Below are 14,351 nucleotides of genomic sequence, written 5' to 3' on the forward strand. Positions count from 1 at the left end.
TTTCCGGCCGCCACCCGTTCTCCGGACGCCACAATCCTCATAAGGTGAGCAGTATTGAGTTGGACGGGAAGGTCGAGGAGGACCTGCGGTGAGCGAGAAGACCCCCAAGCTGCGCGCTGAGCTGGACGGTATCCCCACGTACAAGCCCGGGAAGCCGGCCGCTGCCGGGGGCCCCGTGGCCTACAAGCTGTCCTCGAACGAGAACCCCTACCCGCCGCTGGCCGGGGTGTTGGAGAGCGCCGTGGCGGCGGCCGGAAGTTTCAACCGCTACCCGGACATGGCGTGCACGGGCCTGATGAACGAGCTCGCCGAGCGGTTCTCGGTGCCGGTGGAGCACCTGGCGACCGGTACCGGTTCGGTGGGTGTGGCCCAGTCACTGATCCAGTCCACGGCCGGCCCGGGCGACGAGGTGATGTACGCCTGGCGGTCCTTCGAGGCCTACCCGATCATTACCCAGATCTCCGGGGCCACTTCGGTCAAGGTGCCACTGACCAGCGGTGATGTGCACGACTTGGACGCCATGGCGGATGCGGTCACCGACCGGACCCGACTGGTCTTCGTCTGCAACCCGAACAACCCGACCGGCACCGCCGTGCGCCGGGCGGAGCTGGAACGATTCTTGGACCGGGTGCCCTCGGACGTGCTCGTGGTGCTCGACGAGGCCTACCGCGAATTCGTACGGGACGTGGAGGTTCCGGACGGCATCGAGGTCTACCGGGACCGGCCGAACGTGGCGGTGCTGCGCACCTTCTCGAAGGCCTACGGGCTGGCCGGCCTGCGGGTCGGCTTCGCGGTGGCACACGAGCCCGTCGCGGCTGCGCTGCGCAAGACGGCGGTGCCGTTCGGGGTGAGCCAGCTCGCACAGGACGCGGCGGTGGCCTCGCTGCGTGCTGAGGACGAACTGCTGGGCCGGGTCGGCTCGCTGGTCTGTGAGCGCACCCGGGTCCACCAGGGGTTGGTCGACCAGGGTTGGACGGTGCCCGACACGCAGGCCAACTTCGTGTGGCTGCGTTTGGGGGAGCGGACGCTCGACTTCGCAGCCGCCTGCGAGAAGGCCGGTGTGGTGGTCCGACCCTTCCCGGGTGAGGGCCTGCGGATCACGATCGGTGAGACCGAGGCTAACGATCTCTTCCTGCACACGGCGGAGGCGTTCCGCAAGGAACTGTAGGGCGCCCGCACTTCAGGCCCGCTCCAGGCGGATGGGGTCGCCATCGCGAACGGTGGCCAGCAGGCGGGGGTCGCCGTCGATGGAGCCCAGGACGTTGCAAGGGCTCGCCAGCCGGCTCTCGCTGCCAGATGAGATCGGCGTTGGTCCGTAGGGGAGCGCGAAGGCGTTCCCTCGGTCCAGAAGGCGACGGTGCCCGGCGCCACCACCTGCCGGGCACCGTCTTCGAGCGAAGCGCGGACCCCGGTGTCGAAGTACGCCTCCTCGCCCCAGGTGGCGGCGGTGGAGGCGATCGGCAGGGCTTCGGCCAGGGCTCTGGCGGTCGAGGTGGCGTCGAGGCTGGCGATGAGATGGCCGGCAGGCCAGAAGATGTATGGCCAGATTCAACAAGATGTTGAATTTCTTGACCAGCCCTTGCACGGGGACCCCCCTTAGAAGATCGAATACCTCGTACGACATAATGCTTGTGAATGTGAACGCGTTCACAAGCGTGTCCTCATTCCTCCCGGATTGGGTGGGTCGCGGTGGGCAAACTGCCGTTGCGATCACGGCGATGTAAGGAGAAGGCGACGTGGAGCTGGCTTTGGCGCCGGAGACTCTCTCGCGATGGCAGTTCGGTATCACCACCGTCTACCACTTCCTCTTCGTCCCGCTCACGATCTCGCTCGCCGCGTTCACGGCCGGCTTGCAGACCGCATGGGTGAGGACGAACAACCAGAAGTACCTCAGGGCCACCAAGTTCTGGGGCAAACTCTTCTTGATCAACATTGCGATGGGTGTGGTCACCGGCATCGTGCAGGAGTTCCAGTTCGGCATGAACTGGTCTGACTACTCCCGCTTTGTCGGTGACATCTTCGGCGCACCCCTGGCGTTCGAAGCGCTCATCGCCTTCTTCTTCGAGTCCACCTTCATCGGCTTGTGGATCTTCGGCTGGGACCGGCTGCCGAAGAAGATCCACCTGGCCTGCATCTGGATGGTCTCCATCGGGACCATCCTCTCCGCCTATTTCATCCTGGCCGCCAACTCCTGGATGCAGCACCCGGTCGGGTACCGCATCAACGAGGAGAAGGGGCGAGCGGAGCTCACCGACTTCTGGCGGGTGCTCACCCAGGACACCGCACTCACCCAGGTGTGGCACACGCTCAGCGCCGCCTTCCTGGTCGGCGGGGCGTTCCTGGTCGGGATCGCCGCCTTCCACCTGGCCCGCAAGAAGCACATCCCGGAGATGCGGGCCTCACTGCGGATCGGGCTGGTCACTCTACTGATCGCCGGAGCGCTCACCGCGCTCAGCGGCGACGCACTGGGCAAGGTCATGTTCCGTCAGCAGCCCATGAAGATGGCCGCCGCCGAAGCGCTGTGGGACGGCGAGGCCGGCGCCCCCTTCTCGGTCTTCGCCTACGGCGACGTGGAGGAGGGCCACAACAAGGTCGCCCTGGAGATCCCGGGAATACTGTCCTTCCTCGCCAACGGCGACCTCGACTCCTACGTCCCAGGCATCAACGACCTCAACAAGGCGGAGCAGGAGAAGTACGGGCCCGGCGACTACCGTCCGAACATCCCCGTCGCCTACTGGGGCTTCCGCTGGATGATCGGCTTCGGCATGGTCTCCATGGGGATCGGCTTCGTCGGGCTGTGGTTGACGCGGCGGAAGCTGTTGCTGCCCGCTGCTCTGCGTACCGGCGAGGACGAGGTCCCGCACCTGGCCGTCTGGACCCGACCGTTGAACCCCTCACTCACCCGGTGGTTCTGGCGCCTGGCCCTGTGGACCTCGGGTTTCCCCCTGATCGCCACAGCCTGGGGTTGGATCTTCACGGAGATGGGCCGGCAGCCGTGGGTCGTGTACGGAGTGTTGCGCACCAAGGACGCTGTCTCCCCTGGGGTCTCGCAGGCCGAGGTCCTCACCTCGATGATCGTCTTCACCACCCTGTACGCCGTGCTCGCGGTGGTCGAGATCAAGCTGCTCGTGAAGTACGTCAAGGCCGGACCCCCCGAACTCACCGAGTCCGACCTCAACCCGCCCACCAAGATCGGCGGCGACGACAAAGACGCCGACCGTCCCATGGCCTTCTCGTACTGAGGCTGGAGAGAACGCGACATGGAACTCCACGACGTCTGGTTCGTGCTCATCGCCGTCCTGTGGACGGGCTACTTCTTCCTGGAGGGCTTCGACTTCGGTGTCGGTGTCCTGACCAAGCTCCTGGCGTGCAACCGCGGTGAGAAGCGGGTCCTGATCAACACCATCGGCCCGGTCTGGGACGGGAACGAGGTGTGGCTGCTCACTGCGGGCGGAGCCACCTTCGCTGCATTCCCCGAGTGGTACGCCACCCTCTTCTCGGGCTTCTACCTGCCGCTCCTGATCATCCTGGTCTGTCTCATCATTCGCGGGGTCGCCTTCGAGTACCGGGCCAAGCGGCCCGAGGAACAGTGGCAGACCAACTGGGAGCAGGCGATCTTCTGGACCTCCCTGATCCCCGCGTTCCTCTGGGGAGTGGCCTTCGGCAACATCGTGCGCGGAGTGAAGTTGGACGCCCAGCACGAGTACGTCGGTTCCGTCCTCGACCTGCTCAACCCCTACGCCCTGCTCGGGGGGCTGGTCACGCTGACGCTCTTCACCTTCCACGGCGCCGTGTTCACCGCGCTGAAGACGGTGGGTGAGATCCGTGAGCGCGCCCGTGGTCTGGCCAACGGACTCGGAGTGCTGACCGCCGCGCTGGCCGTGCTCTTCTTGGTGTGGACCCAGCTGAACAGCGGAGGCGCCGAGAGCTTCGTCGCGATGACCGTGGCGGTACTCGCGCTCCTGGGCGCCCTCGTTGCCAACAGGGCGGGACGTGAGGGGTGGTCCTTCGCGCTCTCGGGAGTCACCATCGCCGCCGCCGTGGCCATGTTGTTCCTGGCGCTCTTCCCGAACGTGATGCCCTCCTCGCTGAACCCGGACTGGAGCCTGACCGTCACCAACGCCTCCTCCAGCCCGTACACCTTGCGGATCATGACCTGGTGCGCGGCGGTGGCGACGCCCGTCGTGCTCCTCTACCAGGGCTGGACCTACTGGGTCTTCCGCAAGCGGATCGGCACACAGCACATCGCCGAAGCGCACTGATGCGGCCCGCACTCCGCCAAGGGGCATGTTTCACGTGAAACCAATCGATCCTCGACTCCTCAGATACGCCCGGGCCACCCGGGGCTTCCTCCTCGCCTTGGTGGCCCTCGGGTTGCTCGGGGCCGGGTTGGTGGTCGCCCAGGCCATGCTCATAGCCGAGGTGGTGACGGGAGCCTTCCAGCGAGGTCTGGACGTGGACGCGCTGCGGGCCCCGCTCCTCCTCCTCGGCCTGGTTGCTCTGGGGCGGGCGCTGGTCGCCTGGTTGACGGAACTCGCCGCCCACCGGGCCAGCGCGAGCGTCAAGTCCGAGCTGCGGGATCGGCTACTGGACCGGGCCACCGCTCTCGGTCCCACCTGGCTGAGCGGCCAGCGCACCGGATCACTGGTGGCGCTCGCCACCCGAGGAGTCGATGCCCTTGACGACTACTTCGCCCGCTATCTGCCCCAACTGGGGCTCGCAGTGGTCGTACCCGTGGCCGTCCTGGCCCGGGTCGTCACCGAAGACTGGGTCTCCGCGGCGATCATCGTGGGCACTCTGCCGTTGATCCCGGTGTTCATGGTGCTCATCGGCTGGGCCACTCAGGCCCGGATGGACCGTCAATGGCGCTTGCTTTCCAGGCTCTCGGGGCACTTCCTCGACGTCGTGGCGGGCCTTCCCACCTTGAAGGTGTTCGGAAGGGCCAAAGCGCAGGCCGAATCGATCCACAGGATCACCCAGGAGTACCGGCGGGCGACGATGCGGACCCTGCGCATCGCCTTCCTCTCCTCCTTCGCCCTGGAACTGTTGGCCACCCTTTCGGTGGCCCTGGTCGCCGTGACGCTCGGCATGCGCCTGGTCCACGGTGACTTCGACCTCTACGCGGCCCTGGTCGTTCTGATCCTCGCGCCGGAGGCCTACCTACCGCTGCGGCAGGTCGGAGCGCAGTACCACGCGGCAGCGGAAGGACTCGCTGCCGCGGAGGAGATCTTCGACGTACTGGAACAACCCGGCCCGCCAACGGTGCCGGCCCCGGACACCGCCGAATCGGCACCGGACGCCGGAACGCTGAGGGTGCAAGAGCTCTGCGTCCGCTACCCCGGGCGGGACCGACCCGCCCTCGCCCCGCTGTCCCTCACGCTTCACGCGGGCGAAGTGCTGGCCGTCACCGGGCCGAGCGGGGTGGGCAAGTCCACCCTGCTCAACGTCCTGCTTGGTTTCTTGCCGCCCACCTCCGGGCGGGTCCTGTTCGGCGCCACCGACCTCGACTCGATCCCGGCAGAAGCCTGGCGGCAGCGCATTGCCTGGGTGCCTCAGCAGCCGCACCTGTTCTCCGGAACTATCGCGGAGAACGTACGCCTGGCCCGCCCCGAGGCCTCGGAGGAACAACTCGCCCACGCGCTGCGGGAGGCCGGAGCCGACTTCGTCGACGAGTTGCCGGACGGAGCGGCCACCGTGCTCGGTGAGGACGGACTCGGGCTGTCGGCCGGCCAGCGACAACGACTTGCACTGGCCCGCGCCTTCCTCGCGGACCGCCCGATCCTGCTCCTGGACGAGCCGACCGCAGCGTTGGACGGTCAGACCGAAGCCGGCGTCGTCGAGACGGTGCGCCGCCTGGCCGTCGGCCGTACGGTCCTGATGGTGGTGCACCGACCCGCCCTGCTGTCCATCGCGGACCGGGTGGTCCACCTCAGCGAAGCGACTGCCGCAACGGCCGCCGGTCCGACCGTCGAAGAGACACGATCATCCGTCGGTGCGGCCACCCGTCAGAGCAGGCAGGAGCCGGCCGGACTCGAAGCCGAGCCGACCGGGCAGACGCCCCCCGCTGGTCTGAGCCGGGTCCTGGCACGGGTGCGCCGGGAGGCCGGGGCGCACCGGGGCCGACTCACCCTCGCTCTCCTGCTGGGCACCCTGGCCCTTGCCTCAGCCGTGGGCCTGATGGCGGTATCGGGCTGGCTGATCTCCCGCGCGTCCGAACAACCCCCGGTGCTGCACCTGATGGTGGCCGTCACCGCTACCCGGGCGTTCGGCCTGGGGCGCGCCGTCTTCCGGTACGCCGAGCGCCTGGTCTCGCACGACGCCGTGCTGCGGATGCTGGCCGATCTACGGGTGGCGGTCTACCGCAGGTTGGAGCGGATCGCCCCCGGTGGGCTCCGGCTGGTACGACGGGGGGACCTGTTGACGCGGCTGGTCGCGGACGTGGACGCGGTGCAGGACTACTGGCTGCGCTGGTGGCTGCCTGTCGGATCCGCGGTGTTGGTCGCGACCGGGTCGGTCGCGTTCACGGCGTGGATGCTCCCCGAGGCCGGTGCGGTGCTCCTCGTCGGGCTGCTCCTCGCCGCAATCGCCGTTCCCTTGCTCAGCGGCGCCGTGGCACGGCGCACCGAGCAGCGGCTCGCCCCCGCGCGAGGCGAACTGGCCACCCGAGTGGCCGATCTGCTGACCGGCACCGCCGAGCTCACGGTGGCGGGCGCCCTCGGCAGCCGTAGGCAACAGGCGCGCCGGGCCGACCTGGAGCTGACTCGGATCGCTTCGCGGGGCGCCGCGGCCACCGCACTCGGAGCCGGACTGGTGGCGCTGATCACCGGGCTGACGATGGCCGTGGCCGCAGCCGTCGGGATCGCCGCCGTTCACGACGGCCGGTTGCCCGGTGTCGCCCTGGCCGTGGTGGTACTCACCCCGCTCGCCGCCTTCGAGGCGGTCGGCGGGTTGTCTCTGGCCGTGCAGTACCGCCAACGGGTACGCCGCAGCGCCGAGCGGGTCTACGAAGTCCTGGACGCGGCCGAGCCCGTGCTCGAAGCGGCCGAACCGCGCCCGCTACCGGCGGACCCCTTCCCCGTGGTCATGAGTGGGCTCACCGCCCGCTACCCAGCAGCTCAACGCGATGCCCTGCGCGGAGTATCACTGCGCCTGGACGCCGGGCGCCGTATCGCAGTGGTGGGCCCGTCCGGGGCGGGGAAGACCACCCTGGCCCAGGTCCTGCTGCGGTTCTTGGACCCGCGGGAGGGCTTCTACACCATTGGCGGGGTGGACGCCCGACAGGCTGCGGGGGATCAGGTCCGCACCCGGGTGGGCCTGTGCGCACAGGACGCCCACCTCTTCGACAGCACGCTCCGGGAGAACCTGAGGCTGGCCCGGACCGATGCAAGTGAGGACCAGATGACCGAGGCGCTCGCGGGCGCTCGACTGCTGGACTGGGCCAGGTCCCTGCCGGAGGGGCTCGACACGCCGGTTGGCGAGCACGGCGCTCGCATCTCCGGCGGCCAACGGCAGCGGCTGGCCTTGGCCCGAGCCCTGCTCGCCGACTTCCCGGTGCTGGTGCTGGACGAGCCGGCCGAACACCTCGATGTGGCGACGGCGGACGCGCTCACCGCGGATCTGCTGGCAGCCACCGAGGGACGGGCCACCGTCCTGATCACCCATCGGCTGGCAGGGCTTGACGCCGTCGACGAGGTGATCGTCCTGGAGCAGGGGCAGATCGTGCAGCAGGGCTCCTATCAGGAGCTGGCCGCCGTCGAGGGGCCGTTGCGTCAGATGATCGAAAGGGAGCGTGCGGCCGAGGCACTGTTGGTCTGAGGCGGTGCCAGGCGCCCTACCGGGATCACTGAAGCCGCTGGTCCACGCGTGGTCACCGGAGAGCACATAGGCTCGGAAGCATGTCAGTGCAGCCGCCGCCGGAGCCATCGGAACCCCTTGACACCTCCGCTCAGGCATCGCACGGGCTCCAGGGCCTGTCCACCGAGCTCACCGCCCGGGTCCCACAGCTGCTGGAGGCCATGCGCTCGGTCGGCACCGGCCTGGAGCTGCGCTCCACCCTCGACCGGATCTGCTCGACCGCCGCCGAGCTCGCCGATGCGCGCTATGCCGCGATCGGCGTGGTGGACGAGGAGGGCCGCGGACTCTCGGACTTCGTCACGCACGGGGTGGGCCAGGCGGAGGCCCGGCTGATCGGGCGCTGGCCGGACGGCCGGAAGGGCTTGCTGGGGGCCTTGATCCGGCACCCCGAGCCGGTGCGGTTGGCCGACCTCAGCCGTGACCCCCGCGCCGGCGGCTTCCCGCCGCACCACCCACCCATGAAGACCTTCCTCGGAGTGCCCATCCGGGTACGGGGCGAGGTCTTCGGCAACCTCTACCTCGCCGAGAAGCGTGGCGGCGAAGAGTTCAACGACTACGACCTCCACATGATCCGGGTGCTGGCCACGGAGGCCGGGATCGCCATCGGCAACGCGCGCCTCTACGAGGCTGCCACCCAGCGGGAACGCTGGATCGACGGTTCGGTGGCCGTCACCACGGCGTTGCTCTCGGGCGGGGACGCGGACGACGCCCTGTCCGTGGTCGCAGAACAGGCCCGCCGGCTCTCACGTTCCGCGGCGGGGATCGTCATGCTGCCCGCTCTCGAAGGCGGCATGGAGATCGTTGCGGTCTGTGCCGACCAACCGGGAGGCGCTTTGGGCGTGGTCATCCCGCAGGAGAGTCCGGTGGTGCGCGACCTGCTGCGGGGCGAGCCGGTGTTCGTCGATGACGCCTCCACCGACCCTCGGATGACCACCGAACTCATCGGCCGCTACGGACCGTGCATGATGCTGCCCCTGCACAGCGGCGGCAAGGTGCTGGGAGCGCTGGTCACTCCGCGGGGGCGTGGTCAGCGCCCCTTCACCGAGGCCGAGCGGACACTGGCCACCCAGTTCGCCGCGCAGGCCGCGCTGGCGCTGATGATGGCCGATGCACAACGCGACCGGGAGCGACTGGTGGTCTTCGAGGACCGGGACCGTATCGCCCGGGACCTCCATGACCTGGTGATCCAGCGGCTCTTCGCCACCGGGATGATGCTGGAAGGGGCTCAGCGCCGCTCGATCGTGCCCGAAGTGCGTGACGGTGTCGGCAAGGCGGTCGACGAACTGGACGTGACCATCCAGGAGATCCGCACCGCGATCTTCGCTTTGCAGCAGGGCCCCGCGGAAGCACCGTCCGGGCTGCGCACCCGGGTCCTGCGGGAGATCAACATGACAGCGGTCCCCCTTGGCTTCACCCCGTCCCACCGGTTCGTGGGACCGGTGGACACGATGGTGGGCGAGTTGGTCGGGAAGAACCTCATCGCCGCTTTGCGGGAGGCACTGTCCAATGCCTTCCGGCATTCCCGGGCCGAACGGATCGAGGTGCTCGTCGACTGCACCGTCACCCTTCCCGACGGCCGACGAGGAGTGCGGCTCCAGGTCGCCGATGACGGCGTGGGCATCCCCGCCGACGGGCGCCGTAGTGGCCTGCGCAACCTCGCCCGCCGCGCCGAGTTCCTCGGCGGGTCCAGTACCTACGGGCCCGGTCTCGGTAAGGAGGGCGGCGGCACCACCGTGGTGTGGGAGGTCCCGCTCTGACGGTCGTCCCGTACTTCCCGGTGGAGCAGCCGCGGCGGGTCAGGCTGCCCGGCGGTCCGCAAGGATGCGCTCGATGACGATCGCCACGCCATCCTCGTTGTTGGCCACGGTGCGTCCCGATGCGGCAGCGATCACATCGGGGTGTGCATTGCCCATGGCATAGGAGGTGCCGGCCCAGCTGAGCATCTCGATGTCGTTGGGCATGTCCCCGAAGGCCACGACCTCCTCCGCGGAGATGCCTCGCTCCTGGCAGCACAACTCAAGGGTGCTCGCCTTGGACACGCCGAGCGCGCTGATCTCCAGCAGTGCCGTGGGGCTGGAACGGGTGATGGAGGCGATCGCGCCCGCGGCGTCCTTGGCCAGCGCGAGAAAACCGTCCGGTGTCATCTCCTCGTGGTGCGCCAGCAGCTTGAGGACGGGAGTACTGGTCTCGGGGCCGGCATCCACCAGCAGTTTCTCCGCGCTGGCCACGGTGGCCCCCGGGTCGAGGAAGAACGGCGGATACGCCGGTTCGTAGTGGATGCCGGTGGTGAGCTCGACGGCGAAGGTGCTTCCCGGGGCCGCTGCACGCAGTGCCCGGACGACGTCCAGGCCGGCCGGGCGGCTCAGCTCCCGCGCCTTGATGATCCTCGCCCCGTCGTGCAGGTCGACCACCGCCGCGCCGTTGGCGCAGATCGCCAGGCCGTGACCGTGCACGTGCTCGCTGACCACGTCCATCCAGCGGGAGGGCCGTCCGGTGACGAAGAAGACCTCGATGCCGGCGCGCTCGGCGGCGGCGAGCGCGGTGACGGTCCGTTCCGAGACGGACTTATCGTCACGCAGCAGGGTGCCGTCGAGGTCGGTGGCGATCAAGCGGGGGGTCGAGTGGTGCGAAGGAGCTGCGGTCACTTGACCATCTTGGCCCATGCCTCGCCTTCTCCCGACGTCAGGGCACCTATCGGGGCACCGTGGAGGGTGCCCGCCCACCCCGCTCCGCGCCTCCATCGTGGACGCCCTGCGGCCCGCCCAGGACGGCTCCTGCCGTGCGCGGGCCCATGAGCCTGCGCACGGGCACGGTGGTCCTCTCCGCCCCGCTCCGTCCCGCGGTGACGGTGAGCGTGATCCCACTGGTGGGTGGTCGCGAGCTCTGCGGGGCCGCCGGTGAGGAGCGCCGCCGGACAGACGGGTCGCTCACAGCGGCCCGTTGTCCTTCAGGACCCTTCGGGCCTGGGCGAAGAGCATGCCCACGTTCGCCGACTTGCGGCACACGACGACCGCCACGACCTCGTCGGCACTGTCGATGCGGAGGAAGAGGTGTGCCAGGTTGTCGCTGTTGACGAGGATCTCCTGGAAGTAGTGCCGGTCGGACACCACCCCGCGGCGCTCCTTGAAGATGTTCTCGATCATCACCACGTTGCGGCCCTGAAACAGGTCGAGTGTGGCGGCCGAGAGCATGTCGAGTACCTCCGGCGGGTGGTTGTCGCTGGTCTCCACCGACAACAACATGCCCGTTGACATGTCGATGACCCCGGCGGCGACGCACTCCGGCACCTCCGCGCGAAGGGACTTGACGATGTTGATGACACGGCCGGACATGCTTTGAGGGCCGGTTCCCGGTGCGCTCATGGTGTTCCTTCTGGTGGAGTCGTGTCGGCAGGGGCGGATCAGGACCCTGCCCGGGGGATCGTGCGGCTCCCGCCTGGTGGGCGGACGGGAGGCGGCGAGCGTTCAGCCGATCTGAGTGCTTCCGGCCGCCGCAGTCAGCAGCAGGCCGATCCGGTCGGCGCTCGCCTGCGACTCGGCGTGGAATCGCTTCAGATCCATGCCGGAGTCGCCGAGCACCGCCATCAACGCCATGTCGCCGACTGCCTGCGTGACCATGTAGCCGTCGCTGAACCGGGCCACGGTGTGACCGACCGGCCCTTTGCCCGTGGCGGTGCCCGCTCGGCGGGCGATGCTGAGCGATGCAGCCGCGAGGGCGGCCAGGCACTCTCCGTCTACGGTGTCGTCCGCCTCAGCCGTGATCAGCAGTCCGTCGGCCGAAGCCACGACCACGTCCGTGATGCCGACGACTCGATCGCGCAGCGCCCGCATCTCGGTGCTGAGCTCGTCACTCTTGATAGTCAAAACTCTCCTGACTGTGGTTCGTGCTGGGACCACTCCCAGCCAGTCGTGCGACCTGCCTGATACACGGGCTTGTTCCGTTGCGAAGGGGCTCGGGCCCGACCGGGGACGGTCTGGCTGCGGCTCCACCAGGCGACTGCGGCCGAAGGTCTCCCTGCGAGAAGGCTCCTGCTACCGGCAGTCCGTGACCGGTCGCAGGGGGAGGACTTCGTGGATTCCGCTCATGCCGCGTTGGCGCCGCGGCAGCCCGGCCGCGGTGGCCGGACGGTGCTGGAGGCGGGGCACACTCGGCAACTGACCTGCCGACGCGGTGTGCTCGCCCGTCGCAGCCTCCGTGCCGGGGTGCACCACCTCGACCAGGTCTTCGTTCACCATGCGGGTGAGTTCGACCGTTACCGCGTAGAGGCTCCGCCCCAGCAGGAAACAGATGTCGCGGGCACTACGGCGGCCGTTGGCGCGGAGCAGGATCTCCCGTCGGGTGCCCCCCGTCGAACCGCCGAGCAGCGTCGCCCCGTTGGACGTCGGAGCCAATCGGTCCTTGAAGGGGCAGAGGGAGACCCGCAGTGAAGAGAGCGCCTTGATTCGACGGCTCACCTCCTGGAACAGCCACTCTGGTTCGATTCCCTGCTGTGCCATCAGGTGGTACCTGCCCCCGCCGGGGACGAGGAGGCATTCGTCGATGCGCCCCATGCCGACGGACAGGGCGCCGTCCAGGGCTGCCATATGGCACACCAACTGCAGCTCGGCTGCGCCGACCAGGGTCCGGTCGATCAGTTCCCTTCCGGTACGACCGCCGGCCACGCCCGCCCGGTAGGCAGCCGCCCAGTCGGCTTTCCCTACTCGTCCGGAACACAGCAACAGGGTTTCCACGGTCGGGGCCCCGGGGGATTCGACGGCGACGATGGTGCCGTTCACGAGGTGAAAGGTGCCGCCGGGGTCGCCCATCACCACCAGCGTGCCGGAGATCCGTTCGTGACGGGCGAGGAGCAGTTTGCGCGCGAGTTCGGGGGCTGCCCGCTCCGATGGCATGACCGCCCCCAACGGCAGGGCTCGCGCCGGTGGCGCCGTAGCGGCTCCGGGGAGATCGAGATGCGTCACTTCTCGGCTCCCGGCCGTGAGTCAGCCTCGTCCACGGCGGCCCGGTGGGTTGCCGGAGTGGCTGGGACCGAAGCCGTCCGGCGTCCCGGCATGGTGCTTTCGAGCACGGTCACCCCTTATCAGCGGCTGAATTCCGACAGGGCGTCCACGGAGGGTGCCGTGGGTCGTCCAGCCCTCGGAATCGCACAGTAGTCAGCTCCGCCGAATCAGTGATCGAGGATGCCGGAAGTCTTTGGTTTCTTTCGTCAGGGACCGGTTTGCGACCCTTTGCCGTTGAATTCGCCAGCTTTGGAGAGGGGTCTTGCCGAAAATGCACCCGGCAGGGTGAGCTCAAGCGCTCTTCGGCGAGCTGGGCACCAGTTGTGTGCAGGCCCCTGCTCAAGTACGGCGGTGAGAGGTATCCCCGCGGCACCGAGCTCATCCCAGGTGAAGGCCGGGTTCCACGCCGCGTACACCTACGACCACCTGTCCTGGCGGTCGTCCCGGGACGGGCCGTGGTTCGGGGCCCTGCCCACTCTCACCGCCGCGGCGACCGTCACCGAGCGGATGCGCCGTGGCACCCTCGTCACCTCGGTCGAGCCTCGTTCGCCCATCGCGGCCTGAACTGCGGAAACGCAGCAAGGATGTAGGAAGGACCGACGCGGCGCTCAGATCGGCTCGACGGCGATGCGGAGGAGGCAGAGCCGGCGGAGGTCGTCCGTGTCGCTCGTGATCACGGTGACGTCGCCGTGCTCCAGCTGTGCCGTGGCCGCGAGCATCGCATCGATGGCGTACTTGTGGCCGTGCAGACCCTCCTCGGCGAGCAGTCTGCTTGCCGCACGTGCGATCTCCTCCGTGACAGGGCGCACCTTGGCCAGGGAAACGGCATGGTCGAACGCCGCCTGCGGCACCTTCGGATCGCGTGCCTCCACCAGTGTGGCGGCGCTCGTCACGACGAGCAGGTCCAGTCTGCGGGCGACGTCCAGCCATACGGTCATGTCGCGGTGCCGCCGGGAGAGCTTGGAGAGGGCCTCGCTGTCGAGAACGAGGGTCCCGCTCATGCGGCGTCCGCCGGAGCGGACTCACCACGGTGGGCGGCATGGTGGGCGCGGATGCGCTCAGCCTTGTCCGACACCTCGGCAGGGTCGACAGGGCCGTGCTCCGCTTCAGCGGCGGCGATGTACTCGTCGATGGCCTCGCGCTGGAGCTGCCGCTGAACGGCCTCCTCGATATAGGAGGAGACGCCTTGCTTGCCAGCGCGCGCGCGGATCGCCTCCAGGGTCTCGGCTCGCAGGGAGACGCTGGTGACTCGGGTCTTGCCGGGGCGGGGCGTATCCATGGAGAAAGTGTAGTACATTGCCTATTAACTCGCTGATGCTCCACAGTGACTAACGGCGGCCGGCGGCGAGCCTGCTGAGGCGATCACTGATGACCCAGACTCCCGGAGAGGCTCTTTCGCTGAGCACCTAGACGAGTCATTCCGATGTGATCAGTGGTCGTAGGCGATCAGGGATCGCATGACCGGTTGTTTGGTCTTGTGGTTGTGCCAGATCGCCGCGG

The 14,351-nt window shown here is 68.6% G+C and carries 11 protein-coding genes and 2 pseudogenes; 6 read left to right on the top strand and 7 right to left on the bottom strand.

Annotation, left to right across the window (positions count from 1 at the left end):
* Positions 1-88 precede the first annotated feature (88 nt).
* The gene (gene hisC, locus ACFYMC_RS26925) at positions 89-1,168 is read left to right on the top strand and encodes a histidinol-phosphate transaminase (protein ID WP_388529803.1); all 1,080 of its coding nucleotides are present in this window, start codon (positions 89-91) and stop codon (positions 1,166-1,168) included.
* 12 nt (positions 1,169-1,180) lie between these two features.
* On the opposite strand, the pseudogene ACFYMC_RS26930 reads toward hisC, so the two are convergent.
* Positions 1,181-1,548 (bottom strand): annotated as a pseudogene (locus ACFYMC_RS26930) (cyclophilin-like fold protein).
* A 188-nt stretch (positions 1,549-1,736) separates the two neighbouring features.
* On the opposite strand from ACFYMC_RS26930, the gene ACFYMC_RS26935 reads away from it, so the two are divergent.
* The 4 genes from ACFYMC_RS26935 (at position 1,737) to ACFYMC_RS26950 (ending at position 9,611) form a co-directional block, all read left to right on the top strand.
* Entirely contained in the window at positions 1,737-3,242 is a 1,506-nt protein-coding gene (locus ACFYMC_RS26935) for a cytochrome ubiquinol oxidase subunit I (RefSeq protein WP_388529805.1), read from the top strand.
* Between the two features lie 18 nt (positions 3,243-3,260).
* Positions 3,261-4,262 carry a cytochrome d ubiquinol oxidase subunit II gene (gene cydB, locus ACFYMC_RS26940; protein ID WP_388529806.1) on the top strand — a complete coding sequence of 334 codons (1,002 nt, stop codon included), beginning with the start codon at positions 3,261-3,263 and terminating at the stop codon, positions 4,260-4,262.
* A gap of 34 nt (positions 4,263-4,296) precedes the next feature.
* Positions 4,297-7,815 carry a thiol reductant ABC exporter subunit CydD gene (gene cydD / locus ACFYMC_RS26945; RefSeq protein WP_388529808.1) on the top strand — a complete coding sequence of 1,173 codons (3,519 nt, stop codon included), beginning with the start codon at positions 4,297-4,299 and terminating at the stop codon, positions 7,813-7,815.
* A gap of 80 nt (positions 7,816-7,895) precedes the next feature.
* The gene (locus tag ACFYMC_RS26950; RefSeq protein WP_388529811.1) at positions 7,896-9,611 is read left to right on the top strand and encodes a GAF domain-containing sensor histidine kinase; all 1,716 of its coding nucleotides are present in this window, start codon (positions 7,896-7,898) and stop codon (positions 9,609-9,611) included.
* Positions 9,612-9,650: 39 nt separating this feature from the next.
* On the opposite strand, the gene ACFYMC_RS26955 is transcribed toward ACFYMC_RS26950, so the two are convergent.
* The 4 genes from ACFYMC_RS26955 to ACFYMC_RS26970 form a co-directional block, all read right to left on the bottom strand.
* Positions 9,651-10,517: a Cof-type HAD-IIB family hydrolase gene (locus tag ACFYMC_RS26955; RefSeq protein WP_388529814.1), complete on the bottom strand. Its 867-nt coding sequence runs from the start codon at positions 10,515-10,517 to the stop codon at positions 9,651-9,653.
* A gap of 264 nt (positions 10,518-10,781) precedes the next feature.
* Positions 10,782-11,186, bottom strand: coding sequence for a hypothetical protein (locus tag ACFYMC_RS26960; protein ID WP_388529829.1), 405 nt, complete (start codon positions 11,184-11,186; stop codon positions 10,782-10,784).
* A 132-nt stretch (positions 11,187-11,318) separates the two neighbouring features.
* A complete protein-coding gene (locus ACFYMC_RS26965; protein WP_388529817.1) occupies positions 11,319-11,717 on the bottom strand; it encodes a roadblock/LC7 domain-containing protein in 399 nt (132 codons plus the stop codon).
* A 168-nt stretch (positions 11,718-11,885) separates the two neighbouring features.
* Entirely contained in the window at positions 11,886-12,812 is a 927-nt protein-coding gene (locus ACFYMC_RS26970) for a hypothetical protein (RefSeq protein WP_388529819.1), read from the bottom strand.
* A 435-nt stretch (positions 12,813-13,247) separates the two neighbouring features.
* Here ACFYMC_RS26970 and ACFYMC_RS26975 point away from each other — a divergent pair.
* A pseudogene (locus ACFYMC_RS26975) lies at positions 13,248-13,406 on the top strand (LLM class flavin-dependent oxidoreductase); the annotation flags it as partial.
* A gap of 53 nt (positions 13,407-13,459) precedes the next feature.
* On the opposite strand, the gene ACFYMC_RS26980 reads toward ACFYMC_RS26975, so the two are convergent.
* Positions 13,460-13,852 carry a type II toxin-antitoxin system VapC family toxin gene (locus tag ACFYMC_RS26980; protein ID WP_388529821.1) on the bottom strand — a complete coding sequence of 131 codons (393 nt, stop codon included), beginning with the start codon at positions 13,850-13,852 and terminating at the stop codon, positions 13,460-13,462.
* Positions 13,849-14,130, bottom strand: coding sequence for a hypothetical protein (locus tag ACFYMC_RS26985; RefSeq protein ID WP_251415252.1), 282 nt, complete (start codon positions 14,128-14,130; stop codon positions 13,849-13,851). The genes ACFYMC_RS26980 and ACFYMC_RS26985 overlap by 4 nt, the downstream gene beginning before the upstream one ends.
* Positions 14,131-14,351: the final 221 nt, after the last annotated feature.

Source organism: Streptomyces sp. NPDC006879, assembly GCF_042869595.1.
GTDB lineage: Bacteria > Actinomycetota > Actinomycetes > Streptomycetales > Streptomycetaceae > Streptomyces.

Bases quoted from the DNA above. Each gene is read 5' to 3' on its own strand.
- cydB (WP_388529806.1), top strand. From the start codon at position 3,261: ATGGAACTCCACGACGTCTGGTTCGTGCTCATCGCCGTCCTGTGGACG.
- ACFYMC_RS26950 (WP_388529811.1), top strand. From the start codon at position 7,896: ATGTCAGTGCAGCCGCCGCCGGAGCCATCGGAACCCCTTGACACCTCC.
- ACFYMC_RS26955 (WP_388529814.1), bottom strand. From the start codon at position 10,517: ATGGGCCAAGATGGTCAAGTGACCGCAGCTCCTTCGCACCACTCGACC.
- ACFYMC_RS26960 (WP_388529829.1), bottom strand. From the start codon at position 11,186: ATGTCCGGCCGTGTCATCAACATCGTCAAGTCCCTTCGCGCGGAGGTG.
- ACFYMC_RS26980 (WP_388529821.1), bottom strand. From the start codon at position 13,852: ATGAGCGGGACCCTCGTTCTCGACAGCGAGGCCCTCTCCAAGCTCTCC.
- ACFYMC_RS26985 (WP_251415252.1), bottom strand. From the start codon at position 14,130: ATGGATACGCCCCGCCCCGGCAAGACCCGAGTCACCAGCGTCTCCCTG.